General features: G+C 68.4%; 23 protein-coding genes. 14 read left to right on the forward strand and 9 right to left on the reverse strand.

The genetic code is table 11. From position 1 onward, the window contains the following. Window positions 1-5: 5 nt before the first annotated feature. Window positions 6-2,609 carry a putative bifunctional diguanylate cyclase/phosphodiesterase gene (locus tag AC57B5_RS18400; protein ID WP_065347172.1) on the reverse strand — a complete coding sequence of 868 codons (2,604 nt, stop codon included), beginning with the start codon at window positions 2,607-2,609 and terminating at the stop codon, window positions 6-8. A gap of 243 nt (window positions 2,610-2,852) precedes the next feature. Beyond that, complete coding sequence (locus AC57B5_RS18405; protein ID WP_034389598.1) at window positions 2,853-3,767, reverse strand: LysR substrate-binding domain-containing protein; 915 nt, start codon at window positions 3,765-3,767, stop codon at window positions 2,853-2,855. 182 nt (window positions 3,768-3,949) lie between these two features. On the opposite strand from AC57B5_RS18405, the gene AC57B5_RS18410 reads away from it, so the two are divergent. From AC57B5_RS18410 to AC57B5_RS18435, 6 genes are all read left to right on the forward strand, one after another. Further along, entirely contained in the window at window positions 3,950-4,699 is a 750-nt protein-coding gene (locus tag AC57B5_RS18410) for an SDR family NAD(P)-dependent oxidoreductase (RefSeq protein WP_013804706.1), read from the forward strand. A 71-nt stretch (window positions 4,700-4,770) separates the two neighbouring features. Further along, window positions 4,771-5,772: a TRAP transporter substrate-binding protein gene (locus AC57B5_RS18415; RefSeq protein ID WP_315533659.1), complete on the forward strand. Its 1,002-nt coding sequence runs from the start codon at window positions 4,771-4,773 to the stop codon at window positions 5,770-5,772. 17 nt (window positions 5,773-5,789) lie between these two features. Continuing rightward, the gene (locus AC57B5_RS18420; protein WP_496400077.1) at window positions 5,790-6,344 is read left to right on the forward strand and encodes a TRAP transporter small permease; all 555 of its coding nucleotides are present in this window, start codon (window positions 5,790-5,792) and stop codon (window positions 6,342-6,344) included. A 13-nt stretch (window positions 6,345-6,357) separates the two neighbouring features. Continuing rightward, window positions 6,358-7,617 carry a TRAP transporter large permease gene (locus AC57B5_RS18425; protein WP_017406354.1) on the forward strand — a complete coding sequence of 420 codons (1,260 nt, stop codon included), beginning with the start codon at window positions 6,358-6,360 and terminating at the stop codon, window positions 7,615-7,617. A 33-nt stretch (window positions 7,618-7,650) separates the two neighbouring features. Continuing rightward, a complete protein-coding gene (locus AC57B5_RS18430) occupies window positions 7,651-8,511 on the forward strand; it encodes a transketolase (protein ID WP_096914581.1) in 861 nt (286 codons plus the stop codon). Then, window positions 8,508-9,515 (forward strand): transketolase family protein, encoded by a 1,008-nt coding sequence (locus AC57B5_RS18435; RefSeq protein WP_496400078.1) that lies wholly within the window; start codon window positions 8,508-8,510, stop codon window positions 9,513-9,515. Before AC57B5_RS18430 ends, AC57B5_RS18435 begins: the two co-directional genes overlap by 4 nt. 52 nt (window positions 9,516-9,567) lie before the next feature. On the opposite strand, the gene AC57B5_RS18440 is transcribed toward AC57B5_RS18435, so the two are convergent. Then, window positions 9,568-10,254 carry a winged helix-turn-helix domain-containing protein gene (locus tag AC57B5_RS18440; protein WP_016453956.1) on the reverse strand — a complete coding sequence of 229 codons (687 nt, stop codon included), beginning with the start codon at window positions 10,252-10,254 and terminating at the stop codon, window positions 9,568-9,570. Between the two features lie 33 nt (window positions 10,255-10,287). Beyond that, the gene (locus AC57B5_RS18445; RefSeq protein WP_496400079.1) at window positions 10,288-11,454 is read right to left on the reverse strand and encodes a hypothetical protein; all 1,167 of its coding nucleotides are present in this window, start codon (window positions 11,452-11,454) and stop codon (window positions 10,288-10,290) included. Between the two features lie 12 nt (window positions 11,455-11,466). Here AC57B5_RS18445 and AC57B5_RS18450 point away from each other — a divergent pair, with 12 nt between their 5' ends. From AC57B5_RS18450 to AC57B5_RS18460, 3 genes are all read left to right on the forward strand, one after another. Further along, the gene (locus tag AC57B5_RS18450; RefSeq protein WP_496400080.1) at window positions 11,467-12,060 is read left to right on the forward strand and encodes a hypothetical protein; all 594 of its coding nucleotides are present in this window, start codon (window positions 11,467-11,469) and stop codon (window positions 12,058-12,060) included. Window positions 12,061-12,188: 128 nt separating this feature from the next. Then, complete coding sequence (locus tag AC57B5_RS18455) at window positions 12,189-13,235, forward strand: porin (protein WP_013804713.1); 1,047 nt, start codon at window positions 12,189-12,191, stop codon at window positions 13,233-13,235. A gap of 198 nt (window positions 13,236-13,433) precedes the next feature. Next, a complete protein-coding gene (locus AC57B5_RS18460; protein ID WP_224986389.1) occupies window positions 13,434-13,721 on the forward strand; it encodes a CzcE family metal-binding protein in 288 nt (95 codons plus the stop codon). A 69-nt stretch (window positions 13,722-13,790) separates the two neighbouring features. On the opposite strand, the gene rpe is transcribed toward AC57B5_RS18460, so the two are convergent. Further along, entirely contained in the window at window positions 13,791-14,474 is a 684-nt protein-coding gene (gene rpe / locus AC57B5_RS18465; RefSeq protein ID WP_012202654.1) for a ribulose-phosphate 3-epimerase, read from the reverse strand. Window positions 14,475-14,590: 116 nt separating this feature from the next. Between rpe and apaG the strand changes: the two genes are divergently transcribed. From apaG to AC57B5_RS18485, 4 genes are all read left to right on the forward strand, one after another. Beyond that, window positions 14,591-14,998: a Co2+/Mg2+ efflux facilitator ApaG/CorD gene (apaG, locus tag AC57B5_RS18470; RefSeq protein WP_034389582.1), complete on the forward strand. Its 408-nt coding sequence runs from the start codon at window positions 14,591-14,593 to the stop codon at window positions 14,996-14,998. A gap of 52 nt (window positions 14,999-15,050) precedes the next feature. Continuing rightward, a complete protein-coding gene (tlpB, locus tag AC57B5_RS18475) occupies window positions 15,051-17,018 on the forward strand; it encodes a transporter-like protein TlpB (protein ID WP_496400081.1) in 1,968 nt (655 codons plus the stop codon). A gap of 198 nt (window positions 17,019-17,216) precedes the next feature. Beyond that, entirely contained in the window at window positions 17,217-18,479 is a 1,263-nt protein-coding gene (locus tag AC57B5_RS18480) for a cation:proton antiporter (protein WP_012202651.1), read from the forward strand. Beyond that, window positions 18,469-19,593 carry a YbdK family carboxylate-amine ligase gene (locus tag AC57B5_RS18485; protein ID WP_013804717.1) on the forward strand — a complete coding sequence of 375 codons (1,125 nt, stop codon included), beginning with the start codon at window positions 18,469-18,471 and terminating at the stop codon, window positions 19,591-19,593. Before AC57B5_RS18480 ends, AC57B5_RS18485 begins: the two co-directional genes overlap by 11 nt. A gap of 20 nt (window positions 19,594-19,613) precedes the next feature. Here AC57B5_RS18485 and AC57B5_RS18490 read toward each other — a convergent pair whose 3' ends face one another. The 4 genes from AC57B5_RS18490 to AC57B5_RS18505 all read right to left on the reverse strand — a co-directional run bounded on the left by AC57B5_RS18490 (window position 19,614) and on the right by AC57B5_RS18505 (window position 24,679). Further along, window positions 19,614-21,734 (reverse strand): alpha/beta hydrolase domain-containing protein, encoded by a 2,121-nt coding sequence (locus AC57B5_RS18490; RefSeq protein WP_496400082.1) that lies wholly within the window; start codon window positions 21,732-21,734, stop codon window positions 19,614-19,616. A 108-nt stretch (window positions 21,735-21,842) separates the two neighbouring features. Continuing rightward, complete coding sequence (locus AC57B5_RS18495) at window positions 21,843-22,826, reverse strand: Bug family tripartite tricarboxylate transporter substrate binding protein (protein ID WP_496400083.1); 984 nt, start codon at window positions 22,824-22,826, stop codon at window positions 21,843-21,845. Window positions 22,827-22,874: 48 nt separating this feature from the next. Continuing rightward, entirely contained in the window at window positions 22,875-23,246 is a 372-nt protein-coding gene (locus AC57B5_RS18500; protein WP_013804720.1) for an AtuA-related protein, read from the reverse strand. Then, complete coding sequence (locus AC57B5_RS18505) at window positions 23,243-24,679, reverse strand: acyclic terpene utilization AtuA family protein (protein WP_496400084.1); 1,437 nt, start codon at window positions 24,677-24,679, stop codon at window positions 23,243-23,245. Before AC57B5_RS18505 ends, AC57B5_RS18500 begins: the two co-directional genes overlap by 4 nt. Before the next feature lie 70 nt (window positions 24,680-24,749). On the opposite strand from AC57B5_RS18505, the gene AC57B5_RS18510 reads away from it, so the two are divergent. Then, window positions 24,750-25,649 carry a LysR family transcriptional regulator gene (locus tag AC57B5_RS18510; RefSeq protein WP_096914574.1) on the forward strand — a complete coding sequence of 300 codons (900 nt, stop codon included), beginning with the start codon at window positions 24,750-24,752 and terminating at the stop codon, window positions 25,647-25,649. Window positions 25,650-25,680: the final 31 nt, after the last annotated feature.

Raw genomic sequence — 25,680 nt, forward strand, 5'->3', positions numbered from 1 at the left:
GAAGCTCAGGCCTCGGACGGCATATGCCGCCCATGCGCCAGCCAATTGTCCCCGGCCTGCCAGCGCGCGGCCCAGGCGGGCAGCTGGTCGGCGGGCATGGGCCGGGCGATGCCGTAGCCCTGGGCCACGTGGCAGCCCATGTCGCGCAGGCGGCGCGCATGCTTGGGCGTTTCCACGCCTTCGGCCACCGATTCGAGCTGGAAGGTGCTGGCCAGCTGGATGACGCCTTCGACGATGCCCAGGTCGTCCGGGTCGGCCAGCATGTCGCGCACGAAGCTCTGGTCGATCTTGAGCGACTGCACGGGCAGCTTGCGCAGGTAGGTGAGCGAGGAGTAGCCGGTGCCGAAGTCGTCCAGCGCAAAGCGTATGCCCAGCTGCCGGCACTGGCCCATCACCTGGATGGCCTGCTCCATGTCGGCAATGGCGGCGCTTTCCAGGATTTCCAGCTCGATCAGGTGCGGCGGCAGGTCCGGGTGGCGGGCCAGCACCTGGGCCATCTTGGCGTGGAAGCCGCCGTCCAGCAGCTGGTTGGCGCTGACGTTGATGCTCACGCACAGGTCCAGGCCCTGGCCGAACCAGCGCGCCGCCTGGGCCACGGCCTCGCCGATGACCCAGTCGCCCAGCGGCCGCTCCAGGTCGCTGCCCGCGATGAAGGGCAGGAACTCGCCCGGCGCGCGCAGGCCCTGGCGCGGATCGTGCCAGCGCAGCAGGGCCTCGGCGCCCACCAGCTTGCCGCCGCCCAGCTCCACCTTGGGCTGGTAGTGCAGCAGGAATTCGCCCTTCTCCAGCGCCTGGCGCAGCCAGCCCAGTTGCAGGCGGCGCGCATGGGCCTTGCGGTCGTTTTCCGGATCGAACAGCTGGTAGCGGTTGCGCCCGGCCTGCTTGGCCACGCACATGGCCTGGTCGGCATGGCGCAGCAGCAGGTCGGGGTCGGCCTGGTCGTCGGGGTAGAGGCTGACGCCCACGCTGGCGGTCACGGACAGCACCCGGTCCTGCACGGGCACGGGGCGGCTGGCAGCCTCCAGCACCCGGTCGAGGATGGTGGAGCAGTGCTCGGCCGAGCCGATGTGCGACAGCAGCAGCACGAACTCGTCGCCGCCGAGCCGGGCCAGCGTGTCCTCGGAGCGCAGCACGCTCTTGAGGTGGGCGGCCACGCCCACCAGCAGCGCATCGCCTGCGGCCGCGCCGTGCAGGTCGTTGATTTCCTTGAAGCCGTCCAGGTCCAGGAAGCACACGGCCAGGGAGCGACCCTCGCGCGCCGTGCGCAGCATGGCCTGGTTGAGCCGGTCGATCAGCAGGCGGCGGTTGGGCAGGCCGGTGAGCAGGTCATAGTGGGTGACGCGCTCGAGCTCGGCCTCGTGCGCCTTGATGTGGCTGATGTCGGTGAAGACGCCGATGTAGTGCTCGATCTCGCCACCGGCGCCCTGCGCGGCGGAGATGGACAGCATCTCGGCGAAGATCTCGCCCGTCTTGCGGCGGTTCCAGATCTCGCCGTGCCAGAAGCCGTCGCGCTCGATGCAGGCCCAGATCTGCCGGTAGAACTCCGGCCCGTGCAGGCCCGAGGACAGCACGCGCGGCGTCTTGCCGATCACGTCCTCGGGCGCATAGCCGGTGATGCGGGTGAAGGCCGGATTGACGCGCGTGATGCGCCGCCCCGGATCGACCACCATGATGCCCTGGTGGCTGCTGTCGAACACCACGGCGGCCTGGGCCAGTTCGCGCTCGAAGCGCTTGCGCTCGGTAATGTCCCGGGAGATGCCGAACAGGCCCGCGATGTGGCCTGCGGTGTTGCGCACCGGGCCCTTGGTGACAAGGAGGTCCAGCGTCCTGCCCGGCTCCACCGTCAGCTGCTCCTCATGCGTGGCCACCTCCTGGCGCAGCACAGCCTGGTCCTTCCTGCGGATGGCGCTGGCGATGCCGAAAGGAAAGAGCGCGAAGTCATCCTTGCCCACGATGTCCTCGGCCTGGCGGCCCACCAGGCTGGCGGCGGCCCGGTTGACCAGCAGGTAGCGCCCGCGCAGGTCCTTCACGAACACCGCGTCCGAGGTGCCCGAGATCACCGAGTCGAGCAGTTGCCGCTGCATGTTGGCCTTGCGCAGCGAACGCTGCAGCGTCTCAGCCAGCACGCTCACGGCCAGGCCGTTGACGGCCACCACGCCCCACTGCGCCCAGTCGCGCACAGCGACGCCGTCGGTCTGGTCCAGGCTGTAGGCGGCAAAGGCCGTGGCCAGCAGGCCCGGCCCCAGGCCGCCGATCAGCGCACTGACCAGCACGGGCAGCATGAACAGCAGCAGCAGCGAGCGTTCACCGAAATGGCTGGCCAGCGTGCTGCTGGCGGCCAGCACGGCCAGGCTCATGGCCAGGGCAAACAGATAGGAGGCCCAGACCGGAAAACGGCGCGGCCCCATTTCCTGGGTGATGGCGGAGGCGCCGCCGCTGTGCGCGGCCGGCACCGAGCACAGCGCGAAGAACAGCAGGAAGTCCGTGGCCAGCACAAAGAACAGCCCTTTGACGACGGAAAGCCAGCCGATATCCGCACTCCCTGCCAATGCGAACAACAGCTTGTCGGACAGAAGGATCCAGCCGAATGCGAACAATCCGTAGCTCACCGTGATCAGTCCGATAAATCGGCGTCTTGCTGATTTGGCCATTTCAGCGTGGCACTCCCTGTGTGTATGGCTGTCCCGAATTATTGCCAATCCCTGCTGGCAATCACGTCGTCATTCACCGAAAACAGGGGCAATAAAACCATTTGCCCCACACTGGCTCATTCATAGAGAAATTGCATCGCAGGTTTTTCGCAATGGATGCAGGAATATCCGTTCTGCCATTTTTCGGGGCTGGCGGCCAACTCAGTCCGGGCTTTGGCGGCAGGGCTGCTGCTCGGTGCGGGCAGCCTCGGCATGCAGCCAGGCCAGGAAGGCCGCCACGGCGGGCCGCCTGGCGTTGCGCGCGGGGTAGACGGCAAAGTGGGCCTTGACGCGCAGGGCCCGGTCCACGCCGAAGGGGGCCACCAGCCGGCCGTCGGCAATGTGGCCGCCCGCATTCATGGCGCTTTCCAGCGCCACACCCAGGCCCTGCGTGGCCGCGTCCAGCGACATCTGGGCGCGGTCGAAACGCACGGCAAAGCGCTCTGGCGCGCGCAGCTGCGAGAACGACTGGAACCAGTCCGACCACTGGACGATGCTGACGTTGCTCTGGATCAGCGGCACATGCAGCAACTGCTGCACGCGCTGCAGCCCATGCTCGGCCACGAAGGCGGGGCTGGCCAGCGGAAGGATGTGCTCCTCGAACAGGGGCTCCACCTCCAGCTCCGGCCACTGCGCAATGCCGTAGCGGATGTCGATATCGGCCTGGCCCAGCGCAAAGTCGCTGTGCGAATGCGCAGCCGACAGGTTCAGCGCAATGTGCGGGCAGGCCCGTGCGAAGTCCCGCAGCCGGGGCATGAGCCAGAGGCTGGCGATGCTGGGCGCGCAGTGCACGTAGAGGCTGTTGCTCATGCTGTGGCGCAGGTCCTCGGTGGCCGAGACGATGGCCGCCAGCGCGCCGCCCACCCGCTCCAGGTAGGCCTGCCCCGGGCGGCTCAGGCGCACGCCATGCGCGCTGCGCTCGAACAGGCGCACGCCCAGCTGCGCCTCCAGCTTGGCCACCTGGTGGCTGACGGCCGAGGCCGTCAGGTGCAGCTCGGAGGCCGCCAGCGCGAAGCTGCGCCGGCGCGCCACGGCCTCGAAGGCCTGCAGGTGGGCACTGCTGGGAATGGACGCCATGGCAAGTTCCTCGAGGACGCGGGCAGCTCACGGGCGGACACCGGAAGACCCCGGGAGACCCCGGGAGACCCCGTACTTGAGCTGAAGAACCGTCATCTTAGGCTGATGAAACATCGTTTGTCTTCATGCTCGCGACAGCCCAAGATGGCTGCATCCACCACAACCACAGCGGAGACAGGCACATGCTGCTCAAGGACAGGGTCGCCATCATCACCGGCGGCGCAGGGATCAACGGACTCGGTTTTGCCACGGCGCGCCAGATGGCCGCCCAGGGGGCCCGCGTGGCCATCCTCGACCTGGAGCGGGCCGATCCGGCCGGCGCGGCCGCGCGGCTGGGCGACGGGCACCTGGGGCTGGTGGCCGACGTGACGGACAAGCCCTCGTGCGAGGCGGCCGCCGCCGCCGTGCTGCGCGCCTTTGGCCGCATCGACGCGCTGGTCAACAACGCGGGCATCACGCAGGCCGTGGGCACGCTGGAGATCGGCGGGGCCGACTACGACCGCGTGCTCGACGTGAGCCTGCGCGGCACGCTGTACATGTCCCAGGCCGTGCTGCCGGCCATGCGCAGGCAGCAAGCGGGCGCCATCGTCTGCATTTCTTCCGTCTCGGCCCAGCGCGGCGGCGGCATCTTCGGCGGTCCGCACTACTCGGCCGCCAAGGCCGGCGTGCTGGGCCTGGCCCGCGCCATGGCGCGCGAGTTCGGCGGCGATGGCATACGCATCAACTGCGTCACGCCAGGCCTGATCGAGACCGATATCACCCAGGGCAAGCTCGGCCCCGAACGCAAGCGCGAGATCTCCGCCACGATTCCGCTGGCACGCCTGGGCCGCGCCGACGATGTGGCCGGCGCCTGCGTGTTCCTGGCCAGCGACCTGGCCGGCTATTGCACGGGCATCACGCTCGATGTGAACGGCGGGATGCTCATCCACTGACTGCATCACCCGCACCCCACCGGCCTGGCCATGGCGCGCATGGCCCCCCAAAAAGCAAAGGAGACAAGACCATGCAGAACAAGCATTTCCAACGCGCTGCCCTGGCCGCAAGGGCCTTGGCAGCCTGCGCCCTGCTGCTGCCGGCCCTGGCCGGCGCCCAGGCCGTGAAGCTCACGCTGGGCCACGGCGCGGCGCCCGACAATCCGCGCCACCTGGCCTCGCTGAAATTCGCCGAACTGGTGAAGGCGCGCAGCGCGGGCCGCATCGAGGTGCAGGTCGCGCCCTCGGCCCAGCTGGGCGACGACGCGGCCATGGTGACGGCCCTGCGCACGGGCGCACTGGACCTGTCGGCCAATTCCCAGGGCGCGGTGGCAGCGGCCGTGCCCGAGTACGCGGCCTATGGCATGCCGTTTCTCTTCGCCACGCCGGCCCGTGCCTTCCAGGTGCTGGACGGGCCGCTGGGCCGGGAGCTGGCCGACAAATCGGCCGCCAAGGGCATGGTGGTGCTGGGCTACTGGGACAACGGCATACGCCACATGACCAACAGCAAGCGGCCCCTGCGCAGCGTGGACGATCTCAAGGGCCTGAAGATGCGCACGCCGCCCGACGCGGTGCTGGTGGACATCATCCAGGCCCTGGGCGCCGAGGCCCAGCAGATCAAGTTCGCCGAGCTGTACGTGGCCCTGCAGCAGGGCGTGGTCGATGGCCAGGAGAACCCGCTGGCCAACTTCCACGCCAGCAAGCTGTACGAGGTGCAAAAGCACCTGACGCTGACGGGCCACATGTTCCAGATGACGCCGCTGATCATGGGCAAGCGCAGCTGGGACCGGCTGCCGGCCGCCGACCGCACGCTGCTGGCCGAGGCCGCGCAGGAGGCCACGGCCTACCAGCGCCAGCTGGCGCGCGAGGCCGACGACAAGCTGCTGGACGACATCCGCGCCAAGGGCGTGGAGGTGAGCACCATCGACGCGCGGGCCTTCGCCCAGGCCACGGCCAAGGTGCAGGACAAGTGGCTGGCCAGCCCTGCGGGCCCCTATATCGCCAAGGTCGTCAAGGCCGCAGGCGCGCAGTGAAGCGCAGGGAGCCGTCCATGAATCTCATCGAACGCTTGGTCACGGGCCTGTGCCGCGCCGTGCTGTGGGCCAGCACCCTGGTGATCTTCGTGATCCTGGTGTGCAACACCGCCCTGCGCTATGCCAGCGGCGCCAGCCTGCAATGGGCCAACGAGGTGCCCGAGCTGCTGTTTCCCTGGCTGGTGATGTCGGGCGTGGTGCTGGCCGCCGCCCATGGTGCCCACATCACCACGAGCTTTCTGGTCGAGGCGCTGCCGGCCCGCGTGCAGCGCGCCACGGCCGTGCTGGGCTGGCTGGCCGTGGCCGCCCTGTACGCCACGCTGGCCTGCTCCACGCTGAACATGCTGGAGATCGTGCATGACGAGCGCAGCCAGATCCTGGGCATTCCCGGCTCGCTGACCTATGGCTGCGTGATGGTGGGCATGGCGCTGCTGGCCTTGCTGGCCCTTCAGTCGGCCTGGCGCGCCTGCGTGGCGGGCGGGGGCCGGGCATCCGCAGGGGCTGCAGATGCGGCCGATGCCGCAAGTGCCGATGCCGAACCCGCGCGGCCCGTGGCCGCCGTGCACTGGTGAAGGGGGCAGGTCCATGTCCTTCATCATGCTTTTCGTCTTCATGGCGGGCGCCGTGATCGCCATGCCCATTGCCCACGCGCTGCTCATGGGCGCCATGGCGGCGGCGGCCACCTCGGACCGCGTGCCGCTGGACCTGCTGGTGCAGCAGATGGTGGCCCAGGTGCAGAGCTTTCCGCTGATCGCCATCCCGTTCTTCATGCTCACCGGCTCGCTGATGATGGGCGGGCGCCTGGGCGAGGCCCTGGTGGGCGTGCTGTCGGCGCTGATAGGGCGCTTTCACGGTGGGCCGGCCCAGGTGGGGGTGATGTCGTCCACGCTGTTCGGCGGGGTGTCAGGCTCGGCCGTGGCCGATGCCTCGGCCATCGGCTCGCTGATGATCCCGTGGCACAGGCGGCTGGGCTATCCGCCCGCGTTCTCGGCGGCCACGCTGGCGGCGGCGGCCACCATCGACATCCTGATCCCGCCGTCGATCCCCATGATCCTGTTCGCGCTCAGCGCCAATGCATCGATTGCGGCGCTGTTCGTGGCGGGCATCGTGCCGGGGCTGCTGATGTGCGCGGGCTTCATGGGCGTGTGCTGGTGGGTGGGCCGCAGGCGCGGCTTTCCGCGCGACACCACGCCCTTTGCCTGGCCCGCCTTCCGGCGCCACCTGCTGTACGCCAGCCCGGCCCTGCTGCTGCCGGTGCTGATCATCGTGTTCCTGCGCTTCGGCATCGCCACGCCCACCGAGGTGGCCGTGCTGTCCACGCTGTATGCGGGCCTGGTGTCGGCCGCCATCTACCGCGACCTGGGCTGGCGCCGGCTCAACGATGCGGTGGTGCATGCGGGCCTGGCCACCGGCGTGGTGCTGCTGGTGATCATGGCCTCGTCGGCCATCGGCTGGCTGCTGACCTTCGACCGCATGCCCGACGGCATCGTGCAGTGGGTGCAGTCGCATGTGCATTCGGCCTGGCTGGTGATCGTGCTGATGAACCTGCTGATGCTCTTCATCGGCATGTTCATCGACCTGCCGGCCGCCGTGCTGCTGCTCACGCCGGTGTTCGTGCCGCTGGCCCAGAGCATCGGCATGGACATGACCCAGCTGGGAATCATGATGGTCGTGAACCTGGCCCTGGGGCTGTACACGCCGCCCGTGGGCACGACGCTGTTCATCACGAGCTCGCTGGCCCGGGTCAAGGTGGGCCAGACCGTGCGCGAGCTGATTCCCTTCTACCTGGTGGCGCTGGCGGTGCTGGCGCTGGTGTCCTATGTGCCGGCCAGCATCCTGCGCTGAGCCGCGCGCCCTTCCATCCCGAGGAGACGATGCATGAACCAAGAACTGCAACAGCGCCTGGACCGACTCGCGGCCTGTGCCTGGCGCATACGCCGCCGCGCCCTGCAAATGGGCGAGGTGCAGGGCCAGGGCTACATAGGCCAGGCCCTGGGCTGGGCCGATGTGCTGGCCGTGGCCTATGGCGACGCGCTGCGGCTGCGGCCCGATGAGCCCGGGTGGGAGGGCCGCGACCGCTTCCTGCTCTCGCACGGCCACTACGCCATCGCCTTCTACGCGGCCCTGGCCGAGGCGGGCATCCTGTCCGACGAGGAACTCCAGACCTATGGCAGCGATGACAGCCGCCTGCCCATGTCGGGCATGGCCAGCTATACGCCGGGCATGGAGATTTCGGGCGGCTCGCTGGGCCAGGGCCTGCCGATCGCCGTGGGCATGGCGCTGGCGCTGCGCCACAAGGGCAGCGATGCCTTTGTCTACAACTCCATGTCCGACGGCGAGCTGGACGAGGGCTCGACCTGGGAGGCCGCGCTGTCCGCCGCCCACCACGGGCTGGGCCGGCTGATCTGCCTGGTGGACGTGAACAACCAGCAGGCCGACGGCCCGTCCACGCGCATGCTGGGCTTCGAGCCGCTGGCCGACAAATGGGCCGCCTTCGGCTGGCATGTGCAGCGCGTGGACGGCAACGACCTGGCCCAGGTCGTCCAGGCCTTCGACGCGGCGCGCACGCTGGCCGCAGAGCGGCCCCGCGTCATCCTGTTCGACACGCTGATGGGCAAGGGCGTGCCCTTCCTGGAGCAGCGCGAGAAGAACCATTTCATCCGCGTCGATCCGCCCGAGTGGCAGCAGGCCATCGCCATCCTGGACGCATCGCAACCCCTGGAGCCCGCCCTGCCATGAACATGCCTCTTGCCACCCCCAAGCCCCGGCCGACCACCTCGGCCATGATCGCCTCCATCGCCGCCGAGGGCCAGCGCGTGCAGGCCGCGCCCTTCGGCAAGGCCCTGGTGGAGCTGGCCGCCAGCCGGCCCGATGTGGTGGGCATGACAGCCGACCTGGCCAAGTACACCGACCTGCACCTGTTCGCCCAGGCCCACCCCGAGCGCTTCTTCCAGATGGGCATGGCCGAGCAGTTGCTCATGGCCGCCGCCGGCGGCATGGCCAAGGAGGGGCTGACGCCCTTTGCCACCACCTATGCCGTCTTCGGCACACGGCGGGCCTATGACTTCATCCACCAGGTGATTGCCGAGGACAACCTGGACGTCAAGATCTGCTGCGCCCTGCCCGGCCTGACCACGGGCTACGGCCCCAGCCATCAGGCCACGGACGATCTGGCCATGATGCGGGCCGTGCCGGGGCTGACCATCGTCGACCCCTGCGATGCGCTGGACATCACCCAGGCCGTGCCCCAGATCGCGGCGCACCGCGGCCCCGTCTACATGCGGCTGCTGCGCGGCAACGTGCCGCTGGTGCTGGACGAGTACGACTACCGTTTCGAGCTGGGCAAGGCGAAGATGCTGCGCGAGGGCCGCGAGGTGCTCATCATCTCCAGCGGCTTCATGACCATGCGCGCGCTGGAGGCCGCCCAGCTGCTGGCCGCCGACAACGTGGGCACCGCCGTGCTGCATTGCGCCACCATCAAGCCGCTGGATGTGCAGGCCATCGTGCAGGCCGTGGCCAGCGGGCCGCGGCTGGTGGTGGTGGCGGAGAACCATTCGGTGGTGGGCGGCCTGGGCGAGGCCGTGGCCGGCGCCCTGCTGGAGCGCGATGTGCGGCCCGCGCGCTTTCGGCTGGCGGGCCTGCCGGACGCCTTCCTCGACGCGGGCGCCCTGCCCACGCTGCATGAGCGCTACGGCATCAGTGCCCAGGCGCTGGCGGGGCGCATCCGGCAGTGGCTGGGCTGAACGCCGGCGTTGTGGCAGCGGGCGCTCCAGAGCAAAGCAGTGCAGATGAGGGCTACTTGGCGGGATCCCCGTCGCGCAACGCCAGCAGGTAGCCCATGCCGCGCACCGTGTGCAGCAGCTTGACCGCATAGGGATCATCGAGCTTGCTGCGCAGCCTGCACACCGCCACATCCACCACGTTGTTCAGCGCATCGACGGGCAGGCTCCAGACCTGCTGCACCAGTTCGGCGCGCGTGACCACATCGCCCTGGCGCTGCAGCAGCAGCCACAGCACGGCGAATTCCTGGCGAGTGAGGTCCAGTCGCCGGCCGGCACGCTCGACCCGCTTTTTCGACAGGTCCAGCACCAGATCCGCCAATGTCAGGCGCAGGCCCTCCTGGCCGGCAGAGCCTCGCATCCGCAGCCGTGCACGGGCCAGGAACACCGGCAACCTGACGGGTTTGACCAGGTAGTCATCGGCGCCGTTCTGCAGGCAGAACACCTGGTCCTCCAGACTGTCGTTTGCGGTGACCACGATGGTGGGCGTGTCGCCCGCCTGGAGCAGGGTCTGCAGGACCGCACGCCCGCTCTGGCCAGGCAGGTCCAGATCCAGCACGAGCAGGCTGTAGGCGCGGCTCAGTGCGAGGTTGCGGCCCTGCAGACCGTCATGCACGACATCGACGTTGAATCCGTCCTGGCACAGGCCCTGGCACAGGTACTGCGCCGACGGCGGGTGGGCATCCACGATCAGGATCTTCATGTCTTTTCCTTCGCACGCGGGCACAGGCGAGGCTCAGGCCAGCACCTGGCGGAGGATCTGCTGCTGCCGCCTGGCCCATTTCGTGCCAATGCGAATGGCATCGCGCTGCTGTGAGGATGCAGAAGCGAAGAAGACCGTTTCACTGATCTGCAGGCGGTGAAACAGCCGCCGCATCTGCAGGGATCGGGCCCTCAGCGAGCCTTCCGGCGCCAGGGATTCCCCGTGCTGCGCCGAGAACATGGACGCGGCCTGCTCCAGGCAGCGCTGGGCATCGGGCGTGGTCGCGGGCACGGCACGGGGCTCGCACAGCCGGGCCTTGGCCACCAGGGGGTTGTGGCCCACCACCAGCCCCCAGGGACGCATGGCGGTCGAGGGATTGACCGACAGCGCCTCCAGCTTGGTGAGCCCGAACACGCGCGCCAGGCGCAGGCGCATGGCCAGCAGCGGGGCATCTGGCTGTACGGCCTCGATGGCCGCAAGGGCCTCCTCCTCGTTGTCACCGCCCACGGGCAGCAGCAAGGAACGCAGCAGCAGCCCGGCCAGCACGTCCCCCTTGGCCGCTGCAGCATGGAGCAGGGCCACGCCCTGTTCCATGGGTTCGATGTGCGTGGCATCGCGCAGCACCAGTGCACCCAGGCGGCGCTCGGCCTCGGGCAGCCCGTGACGTGCCGCCTTCTCCAGGCAAAAGCGTGCCAGGGTGGGATTGGCCACCGAGCTGCGGTAGTCGGAGCAGATGCGGAACAGGTGCAGCCAGGCGGTGACGATGCCGCCATCGGCAGCGCGCAGCAGCAGGGCTGCGGCCTTGCGCAGGTTCTGCGCATTCACGAGGTTTTCGGGAGCCAGGTGTGCACAGGGCAGCCCCGAAAGCGCCCGTCCAAGCACGTGGCAGGCGCGCACGTCGCCATTGGCGGCGCATCGGTCCAGGCTGGCTTCGATACAGCCCACGGTCAGCCGTCCCAGGCCATGGCCCGCCACCTCCGCCTGGTGGACCAGGTCGGCAATCAGCTGCTGCATGACCGGACCATGAGCGGCATGAGGCAGGTCGCGCAGGAGCTCCAGCATCCGCACGGCGCGGTGCGACTGGCCCTTGGCCATGGCCTGCCGGGCCTCGCAGGCCATGACTTCGGCAATGTCCAGCGGCTGTATGGCGCGCAGGATCTGCAACGCCTGCAGCAGCTCGCCGGATGTGTGCGCAGACACGCTGCTTGCCAGATGGCTTGGCAGGGCGGCGCTGCACTTGCCAAGGCACTCCAGCGCCAGATCGAGCTCTCCCCGGATGAGATGCCATGCGGCAAGCTTCTGGCGCCCGACATCCTCATACTCCGCCGCGATCCTCAGGGTCTCCAGCAGCCCGTGCTCCAGCAACTCCCTGAGCGGCAGATGCAAGGCTATGCAGACCGAGGCCTGGCGCCTGGCCTGAGGCAGTGCGGCCTGCAGATACTCCAACCCCACCGGGATGCTCCTGGAAACGCCGGGGCCCCCGGTCAGATACGCCTCCCCGAGCTGAAGCCTGGCGCCCGTGTCCCCTCGCCTGGCCAGCATCCTCAGCTTGACATCCTCGCGCCGCATTTTTCTGTCCCCTCCTATCTTGCGATACCCGCTCACAGCCGTATCAACAACCCGATACGAATTGATTTTTTCTTCTTTACCGGATTCAACCCACGGGATGCTATCAATCTCCAGAATCCATCTACCCAACAGAAAAGTGACATTCAAGACATATTGAAGAAAGATAACTGCCATGAATGGAATTGCAATCCATTGGTGTTGGCCGGACGGAACATGTCGAGCCCAAAAAACCTGTGATTGGCTTGCCACCCCCCATCGATTCCTTTTCAAGACTCCTGGTGTCGGCCTGTGAATTCTAGTATTTACAACAGCATCCGTTTTTAAATGGATGCGCATGGAATCCACATTCAATACAAGGACCAGGCATGAAATTCAATCGTATATTGGCGGCCGCACTGCCCGTCATTTCGCTGGCGGCCAGCGCGCAGTCATCCATCACCCTGTTCGGCATCGTTGACGTCAATGGGCGCTACGTGAAGAACAGCGATCTGCCCAGCAACATGACCATGAACAACAGCGGGCTGTCATCGGGCCGGTTTGGCTTTCGCGGCACCGAGGATCTGGGCGGCGGATTGAGAGCCGAGTTCTGGCTGGAGTCAGACCTCTATGCCGACACCGGCACGACAAACGCCAATGGCAAGTTCTTCCAGCGCCGCTCCACGGTGAGCTTGGCGGGCGGCTTCGGCGAGCTGCGCCTGGGCCGCGATTTCACGCCGGCCGCGCAAAATCCCACCAAGTTCGACCCGTTCAACGTGATCGGCCTGGCAAACTCCAACATCATCAGCCGCCTGCCCGGCACCTTCTCGAACTACTACCGCAGCGACAACGCCATCCAGTACTTCACTCCCAAATGGAGCGGTTTCCAGGCAGAAGTGATGTATGCCCTGGACGAAGACCCCGTGAGCAGCGCCGGCCGCCATTTCGGCAGCCGCCTGACCTACGACAACGGTCCTCTGAACCTGGCGCTCACCTATGGCTCGACCGATGTGAATGCTGCGGGCACCAAGCTCAAGCAATACGGCGCAGGCGCCTCCTACGATTTCGGCTTTGCCAAGCTGATGGGGTATTTCCAGCGCGAGGACCTGCCCTATGGCACCTATGGAACCCGCATCGCGGGCTCCGAGGACCGCTGGCAGGTCGGCCTTACCGTGCCCGTGGGGGCGAACTACATCCGCGCCTCCTATGTGCGCACCGATTCGCGCCGTGGCCCGGTGGCCTTCAATGGCAGCGATGCCAACAGGTATGCGATCGGCTATGTGCACAACCTGTCGCGGCGCACGGCGCTGTACGGAACCCTTGCACGCGTGACCAACAAGGGCGGGGCCAATTTCAGCCTCAATGGCGGCACCACCGGATTGGCTGCGGGCGGCAGCTCCACAGGCGCTGAACTCGGCATGCGCCACAGTTTCTGAAGATTTCCACGCATTTGCGGCAATATGGCTGAAATGTCATCCGGCTGCCCGGATATATAGAAGCCGATGACTCTACAGTCTCCGCCATGGACTGAATACAGTTCATGGCGGATTTCATGAATCCGCCCATGTATCCGCCCTATTTCGGAGGCATATTCAATGAAATCCATATTCATATTGGGCACCGCAGCAATCGTCATGGCTGCATTGCCGGCCCATGCGGAACGCTTTGCAAACGGCAAATCCTATTACGGATCGCCCGCGCCTGCGGGCGTCTACCGTACTGTCGATCTATCGCAGAAAGCGCCCATCAATATCGCCTGCGGCGAAACCGTGAATTTCACCAGCCAGGGCCGCACATTCGCGTGGAAGGTCAGCTCCATCCAGCACAACCATGTCCCGGTGGCGCGCTTTGCGCCGCCCGGTTTCGACACGCAGGGCAAGAGCATCTTCGTCATGCCCGGAGAGCATGAGCTGGGCGGCTGAAAGCGCCGTTGGCAACAAAAAGGGCCCGCAATTCGCGGGCCCTTTTCGTTGCTGGAGGCAGGCCGAAGCTCAGGCGGCCAGGGCGCCGCGCATGGCGTCAATCACGGCCTTGTAGTCAGGCTTGCCGAAGATGGCGCTGCCGGCCACGAAGGTGTCGGCACCGGCATCGGCCACGCGGCGGATGTTGGTTTCCTTGATGCCGCCGTCCACTTCCAGGCGGATGTCGCGGCCGCTGGCCTCGATGCGCTTGCGCGCGGCCTCGATCTTGCGCAGCGTGCTGTCGATGAAGCTCTGGCCGCCGAAGCCGGGGTTCACGCTCATCAGCAAGATGAGGTCGATGTCGTCGATGACCCAGTCCAGCACGTCCAGCGGGGCGGCGGGGTTGAACACCAGGCCGGGCTTGGCGCCCTGGGCGCGGATGTTCTGGATGCTGCGGTGCACGTGGGCCGTGGCATCGGGGTGGAAGCTGATGTAGTCGGCGCCGGCCTTGGCGAAGGCCGTGGCCAGTTCGTCCACGGGCGAGACCATCAGGTGCACGTCGATAGGCACGGGCTGGCCGTCGGGCGTCTTCGCATGGGGCTTCAGGGCCTCGCAGATCATGGGACCGAACGTGAGGTTGGGCACGTAGTGGTTGTCCATCACGTCGAAGTGGATCCAGTCGGCGCCGGAGGCGATCACATTCTTGACCTCGTCACCCAGACGGGCGAAGTCGGCAGACAGGATGGAGGGGGCGATGCGGTAGGTGGGGCTCATGGCCTGCGATTGTCGCAGCTAGCCCATGCCGGCACCAGCGACGGCACAAAGCCATGGGCGGCGGCGCGTGGGGACGTTCGCAAGCCGGTACATTGCGGGCAGTTACCATTGCCGCCATGCCCATGAACGAGTTCCAGGTCCAGGTCCGCCCCGCCTTTTTGCCAGAGCAATCCGCTCCAGCGGCGGGCGTATACGCCTTCTCCTACACGATCACCGTGACCAATACCGGCCAGGTGCCGGGCCAGTTGATCGCGCGCCACTGGATCATCACCAACGAACTGGGCCATGTCGAAGAGGTCAAGGGCCTGGGGGTGATCGGCCGCCAGCCGCTGCTGCAGCCCGGCGAGACCTTCGAGTACACCAGCGGCTGCCAGCTGCGCACGCCCAACGGCAGCATGCAGGGCAGCTATCTGTGCATCAGCCACGAGGGCGAGGTCTTCGAGTGCAGCATTCCGCGATTCCAGCTGATATCCGGTGCCGGCGGCGACAGCTTTCCAGACCCTGACAACCGCGTGCTGCACTGAGCGCGTTCCTCGGGGGAGGCGCTAGTCTTCCGCCCTGCCGCAAGACCCCTACATGAAGCGAATCACCCAAGACCTGCCCGGCCTTCTGGCCGCACTCGACCCCGAGGCCGACCTCGCGCACCGCCATATCTGGCTGATCCACCTGCTGGAGTGGGTGCGCGCGCCCAAGCCATCGGTGGACGGCGCCGTGCAGCGTGTGCAGTTGCTGGTGGAGGCCGTGGAGGCCGACCCGGCCGTGCGCCAGCGCCTGCATGCCTGGTGGCTGCGCTTCATCGACACCGTGGACATCACGGCGCTGCTGGCCGATTTCGGCTTTGCGCCGCGCACCAACATGTTCAGCGAGCTGTCCGAGCGCGCACGCTACAAGCTGCTGCCCAGCACGCCTGAGACGGTGGATGCCTCCGAGCTGTTCATGCTGGCCATGCCCGACGAATTCGACGCGCGCTGGCTGCACGCGCTGGAGGCGCCGCTGCTCGAACGCATCGCGCTGCTGCTGACCGATGGCAGCGAGGGCCAGGGCAGCAGCTTCTGGCAGAACAGCCTGCTGGGCTCCATCACCTATTGCACGGGGCAGATCCTGTCCACGGGCTTTTCGCCCGAACTGCGCCTGCGCATGGACGAGCAGGCGCGCGACGACCAGCCCTTCCACGCCCTGATCCACGACGCCGAGAGCCTGCGCGTGGAGGTGATGCACGCGCTGCGCACCAATGACCGGCGCGATGCGGCCGAGGCCCGGCTGCGCGAGCGCCTGGATGCCTGCCGCGCGGCCGTGACATCGGTCTACACCCATTTCGAGTCTGAAGGGATTTCGGTGGGCCTGGTGTTCCGCCTGCGCCAGCTGCGCGCGCGCATCCTGCGCGTCAGGCGGCTGCTGGACTGCCTGGTGGCCGACAACCGCGCCACCGAGACGGCCGACCTGCTGGCCAACCTGGTGTCCGTGGGCATAGAGCGGCGCAGCCTGCGCGCGCTGCTGTCCACCAACACCTCGCTGCTGGCGGCCAAGGTGGCCGAGCGCAGCGCCGAGACGGGCGAGCACTACATCACCCGCACCGGCCGCGAATACCTGTCCATGGCAACCAAGGCCGCCGGCGGCGGCTTCGTGATGGCCTTCACCACGCTGCTGAAGTTCGCGCTCTACGCGCTGGGGCTGTCGGCGTTCTGGGGCGGGCTGGCGGCGGGCATCAACTACTCCATCAGCTTTGTGCTGATCCAGCTGCTGCACTTCACGGTGGCGACCAAGCAGCCGGCCATGACGGCACCGGCCATGGCCGCCAAGCTCAAGGACCTGCGCGCCAGCGAGGCCATCGAAGAGTTCGTGGACGAGGTCGCCCACCTGGTGCGCTCGCAGGTGGCGGCCGTGCTGGGCAACGTGCTGGTGGTGCTGCCCATGGTGCTGCTGCTGTCGCTGGGCTATGCCCAGCTGTTCGGCCACACGCCCATCGACGGGCCGCATGCGATCGCCGTGCTCGACTCGCTGAGTCTGCTGGGCATGTCGCCGCTGTTCGCGGCCTTCACGGGCGTGCTGCTGTTCGCCAGCAGCCTGATCGCGGGCTGGGCCGAGAACTGGTTCGTGCTGCGCCGGCTGGACTCGGTGATCCGCTACAACCCCGGCATCACGCGCTGGCTGGGCGCCAAGCGCGCCGACCGCTGGGCGCATTTCTGGCGCAAGAACATTTCGGGCTTTGCCGCCAACGTCTCGCTGGGCATGATGCTGGGCCTGGTGCCCGCGTTCGCTGCCTTCTTCGGCCTGGGGCTGGAGGTGCGCCACGTCACGCTGTCGGCAGGCCAGATCGGTGCCTCCATGGCGGCCCTGGGCTGGCAGGTGCTGCACTCCGACATGTTCTGGTGGGCGGTTGCCCTACTGCCGGTCAATGGCGCGTTGAATGTCACTGTCAGCTTTTATCTGGCATTCCGCGTTGCGATGAGGGCACACAATGTCAGCGGAGTCGACCGCTCGCGCATCTATTCGGCCATCCGCCGCCGTCTGCGCACAGCGCCGCTGAGTTTCTTCCGCCCCTGAGCCTGCGGGACCTCGGGAACCACGCGGAACCCACGTGCTGGCGTGCCCGCCCGGCCTTGCAGCCCGGCAGTCACGCCAGTGGATCGCCAACGAAGTGTCCCCGTGCCATGCGCACGGGACGCGGGCTTGCCCGCGCCGCAGGGAAGGCTCTGCGGAGCTTCGCTTGCGGGCCACTGGCTCGCGCAAAGGACCTCGCTTATGAATGACATGCTGAGCTTCTGGGAACCGTGGCTGCGGCCATCGGCCGGGTTGGCCACGGTGCAATGGTCCCTGCTGCTGGCCGTGGCCACCATGGTGGGTTACGCCTGCCAGCGCCATGCGGCCCTGCCCAAGGTGGTCGGCTATTCGCTGGTGGGCGGCATTGCCGGGCTGATCGGCTTTGGCGCCAATACCGCCTGGCCGCTGCAGGGCACGGGATTGTTCCTGCTGGAGCTGGGCGTGGCCATCGTGCTGTTCGAATGCGGCGGGCGCATCACGCTGCGCTGGTTCCGCCACAACCCCATGGTGCTGGTGCAAAGCGTGGCCGAATCCGCGTTGACCTATGTGCTGGTCTCCCTGGTGCTGGGCTGGCTGGGCGTGGCCCCCGAAGTGGCCGGGCCGCTGGCCCTGGTGGCCATGGCGGCCTCGCCCCTGGTGCTGACGCGCGTGGTGGCCGACATGCGTGCCGCAGGCGCCGTGACCGATCGCGGCCTGGTGCTGGCCACCCTGTCCACGCTGTATGCGCTGGCCCTGGGCAGCGCCAAGGCGGGCATGCTGACGCAGCCCAAGGCGGGCTTCGTGGCCTCGATCATGCCGGTGCTGGTGGTGCTGGGCGTCTCGGTGGCCGTGGCCCTGGTGCTGGCCGTGCTGATGCGCCTGGCGCTGCGCTTCATGAGCCCGGCCAGCGAGAACACCTCCATCCTCTTTCTCACCCTGATCTCGGCCAGCGTGCCCGTAGCCTCTTACCTGGGCGGCTCGGCGCCGCTGGCGGCGCTGCTGGGCGGCATCCTGCTCAAGCAGTTCAACCCGCGCCCCTGGGCCTGGCCCCGCCAGCTGGGCACGGCGGCCTCGCTGCTGACCATGCTGATGTTCGTGCTGGTCTCCACCGTGGCCGCGCAGGCCGACTGGAGCGCGCCGGTGGCCGGCGTGGTGGGCGCCGTGATCCTGGCACGCCTGGTCGCCAAGACCCTGGGCGTGGCCGTGGGCAATGTGGGCACGGGCGCCAACTGGCGCCAGGCCTTCTGGGTGGGCTGCGCGATGGCGCCCATGTCATCGGTGGCGCTGCTGATTGCATCGCAGTTCGTGGCCGCCGCGCCCGAGCTGGGCGCGCAGATCGCAGGCGTGGCCCTGCCCACCATTTTGGTGATGGAGGTGCTGGGTGCCGCCCTCGCCACCGTGGCCATCTACCGCTCCGGCGAAAGCTCCCGTCCCTGGAAGCCGCTGAGCCGCACGAATACCGCAGGAGATGAACGTGAGTCTTGAAGCCTTCAACTCGTCCGAACCGCTGACCCTGGGCGTGGAGCTGGAACTGCAGCTGGTCAACACCCACGACTACGACCTGGCCCCCTACGCCGAGGACATGCTGCGCCTCATGCTCAAGAACCCGCTGCCCGGCAGCGTGGTGCCCGAGATGACGAACAGCATGATCGAGATCTCCACCAGCGTCTGCCATTCGGCCTCGGAGGTGCTGGGCCAGCTCAGCCAGATCCGCGATGCGCTGGTCAAAAGCGCCGACAAGCTCAACATCGCCGTGGTGGGCGGCGGCACCCACCCCTTCCAGCAGTGGCATGAGCGGCGCATCTACGACAAGCCGCGCTTCCAGGAGCTGTCGCAGCTGTACGGCTACCTGTCCAAGCAGTTCACCATCTTCGGCCAGCACGTGCACATCGGCTGCCCCGACGCCGACGCGGCACTGTTGATGCTGCACCGCATGTCGCGCTACATCCCGCACTTCATTGCGCTGTCGGCCTCCAGCCCCTATGTGCAGGGCCACGACACGGCCTTCGACTCGGCGCGGCTGAACTCGGTGTTCGCCTTTCCGCTGTCGGGCCGCGCGCCCTGCGTGCTGCACTGGAGCGAGTTCGAGCAGTACTTCGACAAGATGACGCGCACGGGCGTGGTCAAGAGCATGAAGGACTTCTACTGGGACATCCGGCCCAAGCCCGAGTTCGGCACCATCGAGATCCGCGTGTTCGACACGCCGCTGACCATCGAGCGCGCAGCCGCCCTGTCCGGCTATGTGCAGGCGCTGGCTGCCTGGTTCATGGACACCCAGCCCTTCACGCCCGTGGAGGACGACTACCTGGTCTACACCTACAACCGCTTCCAGGCCTGCCGCTTCGGCCTGGAGGCCGTGTACGTGGACCCGGCCACGGGCGAGCACATGCCGCTGGCCGACCACATCCTCAAGACCATGGATGCCGTGGCCGACTACGCGGCCCGCCATGGCGCCGCGCCCGCCCTGCACCTGCTGCGCAGCGACGTGGCCGCCGGCAGCAACGATGCCCGCTGGCTGCGCGAACGCCAGCGCAGCGAGCAGCTGCTGGCCGAGGTCTCGCGCCAGGCGGCCATGCGCTTTCGCGGCCAGGCCGTCTGAGGGCGGCGTTCAGCGCAGGCTCAAGGCAGCACCGCCGCCGCACGCGCGGCGGTGATCTGCGCGTCCGCGTCGCGCTGCAGCAGCAGGCGCTGGCGCACCAGGTCCTGGGCCGCAGCCGTGACGGCGCTCACGTAGCCCGCCTGGTCGACATACAGCTCCTCCAGTGAAGGCCGCCCGTCACCGGCCGCCAGCCGCGCCGCGCGCGTCTTGTGGAAGGGGATGAAGCTGCCCGTGAGGTTGGACAGGTCCACGATGCCCGGCGTGGCCACGTAGTTGAACTCCATGCTGGTCCCCAGCGGTGCCCGCGCCTCCACGCTGCGGATGCCGGCGCGCGTGAGGCCGGTGGCCGCATCGACCTGGGGCACGAGGATGGCGTAGTCCTTGCCCGTGGCGCGCGGCGGCTGCAGCGTGGCGATGCCGCTTTCGTCCTGCGGCACGTACTGCGGGCCGAAGTCGAGCAGCGCAAAGCCGTTGTGGCGCGCCAGGTAGCCGAACTCGGGGATGGCGGTCTGCACGCCGCCCACGCTCCAGCTCAGGCCCTTCATGGCGGGAAAGACCAGCTTGTCGGGCCGCACCAGGGTGCCGTCGGCCAGCTTGGGCACCTGGCTGGCCGGCGGCTCGGTGCCGCGCACCACCCAGTCCTCCAGCGCGATGAACAGCGCGCGGAACGTGTCGTTGAACTGCACCACGGTGCCGGCCGGATAGACATTGCGCGTGGGCGCATAGCCGATGCTGGCCGTGCCGCCTGCGCCGCCGTGCTGGGTGCTGGCGTAGTAGTAGATGCGCGCATTGGCGGGCTGGGCGATGTCGCGCAGGCCGTTGGCATCGGTCAGCACGGGCGAGCCCTGCAGCTGCCAGAACTCCGTGCCCGAAAGGCCCAGGAAGAACTTGGGGCAGGTGTTGCTGGCTTCGCAGCGCTTCATCACGCCGCCCTGGCGGCCGCTGACCTCGTCGCTGTAGTCCTTGTCCAGGCCACGCGGCGCGGTCTGTCCGAAGGCCGTGTGGTCGGTGCGCAGGCCGCCCCCGCCGCCGGGTACGGCGAAGCGCGTGTTGATGTTGGTCTGGCGCGCGGCCACGTGGGCATACATGCCGTCGAAAACCTTGCCGCCATCGAGCGCCTGGTTGAAGCCCAGGTGCAGGAAGGTCTTCATGGCATTGCCCGACTGCGAGGTGCCCTGGCCGATGGTGTGCGTAATGCGCCCGGCCAGCGGATTGGCCTTGCCGTCGGCGTCGGCCGACTTGGCGCGGAAGAAGCTCACCGTATCGCGCAGTGCGGCCAGGCCCACGCCCATGACCTTGGGGTCCTTGGCCACGTAGACCAGCTCGTAGAGGTACTGCGGATCGAACCCGCCCTTCAGGCAGACGCTGGTGGCCGCAGGCGTGCCGGGGAAGGGATTGGCGGCGGCATCGCAGCTGGCGAACTTCCAGTCGCCCGCAGGCACGGTCTGGCGCGCATCGGCTTCGTTGATGCGGCGCGTGAGCGAGTAGCCGGCCTGCGTGTTTTCCAGGCTGGCGGGCTCGTAGGGGATCATGGTCCCGTTGAACACGCCGCCGGGCAGGGTCATGGAGGGCACGGCGGCGGCCGGGACCAGCTCGGTGCGGTAGCTGCCCGTGATGCTGCTGCCGTCCTTGTTGCGGGCCACGGGCACGGTGACCGTCAGGCGCGCGGGCGTGGACTTGGGCACGTCGCCCTGCCAGGCCGAGTACAGCAGCACATAGCCGCGCTCCAGGTAGACCGCATCGCCGGGCGTGGCCGTGGGGTTGGGCATGGTCAGGATGTTGCCGCGGTTGGGCGCGTCATAGCGCAGCACGCCGCTGGCCTTGGACATGTCCTTGGGCTTGAGCATGACGAAGTCGGTGCTGTACTCGACCATGCCGCGCGCATTGACGGGCGCCAGCGCCAGGTCCTGGATCACGGCGTTCTTCGGGTCGGCCGGGTCCAGCTCGCCGCGCAGCACGCCGGTCACTTTCTCGTAGGCGCCGACACTGCCGTAGCTGCCGGCAAAGTCCTCGGTGGCGCTGATGCTCAGTTGCATGCGCGGCGCCTGCGAGCCGGCGGGCGAGTCACTGCCGCCGCAGGCGGTCAGCAGGCCGGATGCGGCCAGGGCAAGGGCCAGTGGATGGGTGGATCTGATGTGCATGTTGTCTCCTTGGGGTCATGGCACAGGCAAGGCTCCGCCCTGGCCGCCGTGCATTGCGGCGGCCTAGGACGGTTCGGAAAAAAAGGGAACGGGAGAGCGGGGAACGGCCTACTCGGGCAGGATGCCGGCGGCCTTGATCACCTGGCCCCACTTCTGGGTCTCGCCCGCCTGGAAGGCGGCCAGCTCCTGGGGCGTGGCGGTCCAGCCCTCGGAGCCGGACATCTCGAAGAAGGACTTGGCGCCCGCGCTGTGCACGGCGTCGGACAGAAGGCGGTTGAGCCGGGCCACCACGGCCTCGGGCGTGCCAGCGGGCGCGTAGGCCGCGAACCAGTAGCCCATGTCGTAGCCCTTGACGCCGGCTTCCTCCAGCGTGGGCACCTCGGGCAGCTGCGGGCTGCGTTTGGTGGTGGAGTAGCCCAGGGCGCGCAGCTTGCCCGACTTGACCTGGGGCACGCCGGTGGAGGTGTCGGTGATCATGAGGTCGATCTGGCCGCCCAGCAGGTCGGTGATGGCCAGCGGATTGCTCTTGTAGGGCACGTGCATCAGGTCCACGCCGGCCAGCTGCTTGAGCATTTCACCGGCCACGCGGCTGGAGGAGCTGCCGCTGCCGAACGACAGCTTGCCCGGCTGCTTCTTCGCCGCCGCCAGCAGGTCGCCCACGTTCCTGTACGGCGCATCGGCGCGCACCACCAGCACCTGGCCGCCCTTGCCCAGCCCGGCCACGGGCGCGAAGTCCTTGACCGCGTCATAGGGCAGCTTCTTGTACAGATGCTGGTTGGCCGCATGCGTGGTGTTGGTGGTGATCAGCACCGTGTAGCCATCGGCCGCCGAGCGCGCCACCTGCTGGGCCGCGATCATGCCGCTGGCGCCTCCCTTGTTCTCGACCACCACGGCCTGCTTGGTCGCCGTGGTCACGGCCTGGCCCAGCGCCCGTGCCAGCTGGTCGGTGGCGCTGCCGGCCGCAAACGGCACGACGAAGGTGATGGGCTTGGACGGATAGTCCTGTGCCAGCGCCGGTGCGGCGGCGGCTGCCAGCGCGCAGGCGGCCAGCACGAGCGCATGGCGGCGGGGGAAGTTGTGCGAAAGGTTCATGTCTGTCTCCTTTGTTGTGATGAATGTGTGACGGGCGGGTCCTGCCGGCTACTCCGGCGCCAGGTGGGGCAGCAGCGAAGCCGGTATGTGGACCTGCATCTGCAGCAGCCAGTACGACAGCGCCTTGCCGTGGCTGTCGAGGTTGAGCGCGTCGTTGACGCCGCCGTCCAGCACCGCGTCCAGCACCCAGTTCATGGCCTGCAGGCGCTGCAGCACGAAGCGCTGCACGCGCGCCGGGCGCCGGGCGGCGAAGTGCGCGGCCACGCGCTCTTCGGTGATCTGCTCCACCAGCACGGGCCAGCAGGCGGCATTCCAGGCGATGAGGCTGATGTTGGAGCGGTTGCCCTTGTCCCCCGTGCGCCCGTGCGCCAGGCGGTACAACGGCACGGTGACGGGCATCGTGGTTGGCAGTGTGTTCATGCGGCGTGCTCCCCGGCTTCTTTCTCGACTCCTTTATTGACCTCTCCCTCGGCCCACTTCCACCCGGTGGCGACGCTCTGCTGCGCCAGCAGGCAGGACACCGTGCCCAGCCGCGCGCGCAGCGCCGTGCGCACGCCGCCGCCGCCGGCCGGCCCGCAGGTGTACAGCGCATTGACCTCGCGCGGCAGGCGCCGCGCCTGGGCCTGCGTGGGGCGCAGCCAGGCGGCGCGCAGGCGCACGTCCTGGGGGGCGGCTGCGCCGGCCGGCTGCGCGTCGCGCCAGCGGCCGGCGTCGTCGCCCAGCACGCTGGCCACGCCGATCCAGTCCAGGCGCAGGTCGCCTGCGGCCTCGCCGCCCAGGCGCTCGCGCAGCACCTCGCCGGCCAGCCGGGCGCGCTCCAGGGCGCGCGGGCCGGCATAGGAGATCTCGCCCTCGGCCAGCCAGCCCGAGGCATGGCAGACATTGACCTTGTAGTGGCCGTTGTGCGCATGGCCGCGCACGCCACTCAGGCGCACGGCGTCAGGCCCCACCTGGTGCACCTCGGCCTCGGACAGGTCGGCCACCACGTCGGGCGTCAGGTAGGCGGCCGGGTCGTGCACCTCGTACAGCAGTTGTTCCTTGACCGTGCGTTCGCTGACCAGGCCGCCCGTGCCTTCGGGCTTGGTGATGGTGCAGTCGCCCGAGGGCTCGATGATGGCGATGGGATAGCCCAGCCGCGCCAGGCCCTGCACGTCCTTGAAGCCCGGGTCGGCAAAGTAGCCGCCCGTGACCTGGGCGCCGCATTCCAGCAGGTGGCCGGCCATGGTGGCGCGCGCCAGGCGGTCCCAGTCGTCCCAGGCCCAGCCGAAATGCGCCATGGCCGGCCCCAGGGTCAGCGAGGGGTCGGACACACGGCCGGCCACCACGATCTCGGCGCCGGCCTGCAGGGCCTCGGCAATCGCGCACGCGCCGATGTAGGCGTTGGCACTGACCAGCGAATCCTCGGGGAACTCTGCGCCCAGCGCGGCCCGCAGCGCCCCGCGGTACGCCGGGCCGCTGACGTCGTCGCCATGCACCACGGCGATGCGCGGCACGCGCAGGCCCAGGCGCTGCGCCAGCCGCTGGATGCAGCGCGCCGCGCCTTCGGGATTCGCCGCACCGAAGTTGCTGACGATGCGTATGCCATGCGCCAGGCAGTCGGCCAGCACGGGCTCCAGCAGGTCCTCCAGCAGGGGTTCATAGCCCGCGTCGGGCTGCTCGCGCCGCGCGAGTTGGGCCAGCGCCAGCGTGCGCTCGGCCAGGGTCTCGAAGATCAGGCAGGCGCTCTGGCCGCTGGCCGCCAGGGCGCGCACCACGGGCGCGGCGGCATCGGTGCGGTCGCCCGAGAAGCCGGCTGCGCAGCCCACCCACAGCGGGGGCTTGTCCGGGGCAAAGGAGTTTTCCAGGTGGTCCATGCAGGCCAATGTAGGCAAGGGCTGCTAATCTGTGAAATCGATTATTCGGATCAACTCATCCAAAAACTCGATGAATATCTCCTCCCGCCAGCTCGATGCCTTCATCGCCCTGGCCCAGCTCAGCAGCTTCACCCTGGCCGCGCAGCGCTGCCATCTGTCGCAGCCGGCCTTCAGCGCCCTGATCAAGGGGCTGGAAGACGGCGTGGGCGTGCGCCTGTTCGACCGCAGCACGCGCCACGTGGCGCTGACGCAGGAGGGGGCGCAGTTCCTCGATGCCGCGCAGCGCATACGCGCCGACCTGGGCGATGCCGTGCAGGGCCTGCGCGAGGCGGCGGCGCTGCAGCGCGGGCGCGTGTCCATCGCCCTGCTGCCTTCGCTGGCGGCGGCCTGGCTGCCGCCCGTGCTGGCGCTGTTCCATGCGCGCCATCCGGGCATACAGCTGCAGGTGTCGGACCTGCTGTCCGAGTCCTGCATCGCCCAGGTGGCCTCGGGCCAGGCCGACCTGGCGCTGGCCGCCATCCGCGCCGACACCGAGGAGCTGCAGGCCGAATGGTTCTGCGCCGACCGGCTGCATCTGGTCTGCCGCGCCGACCATGCGCTGGCGGCCCTGCCCGCGCCGACCATGGCCGACCTGCGGGACCAGCCCTTCATCCAGCTCGCCCGCCACAGCAGCGTGCGCCAGTACCTGGAATCGCAGGAGCAGGCCCCGCCCCTCAACACCTTGCTGGAAGTGGAGCACCTGGCCACCGTGATGGGCATGGTGCGCGCGGGCCTGGGCATCAGCGTGGTGCCGGCCCTGGCGCTGTTCCACTTCGTGCAGCCTGGCCTGGTGACGCGCCCGCTGGCCGATGCCGACCGCCGGCGCGACCTGTACCTGGTGCGCAGGCGCCAGCGCAGCCTGTCGCCGGCCGCCCAGGCCTTCCACGCGCTGGCGCTGGAGCATCGGCCCGGTGCGGGCGAGACCACCTGATACGGGGCAGCACGAACCTCGCAGCACAATA

The sequence above is a fragment of the Delftia sp. BGA-UO-ETr-SB1 genome, from assembly GCF_059567865.1.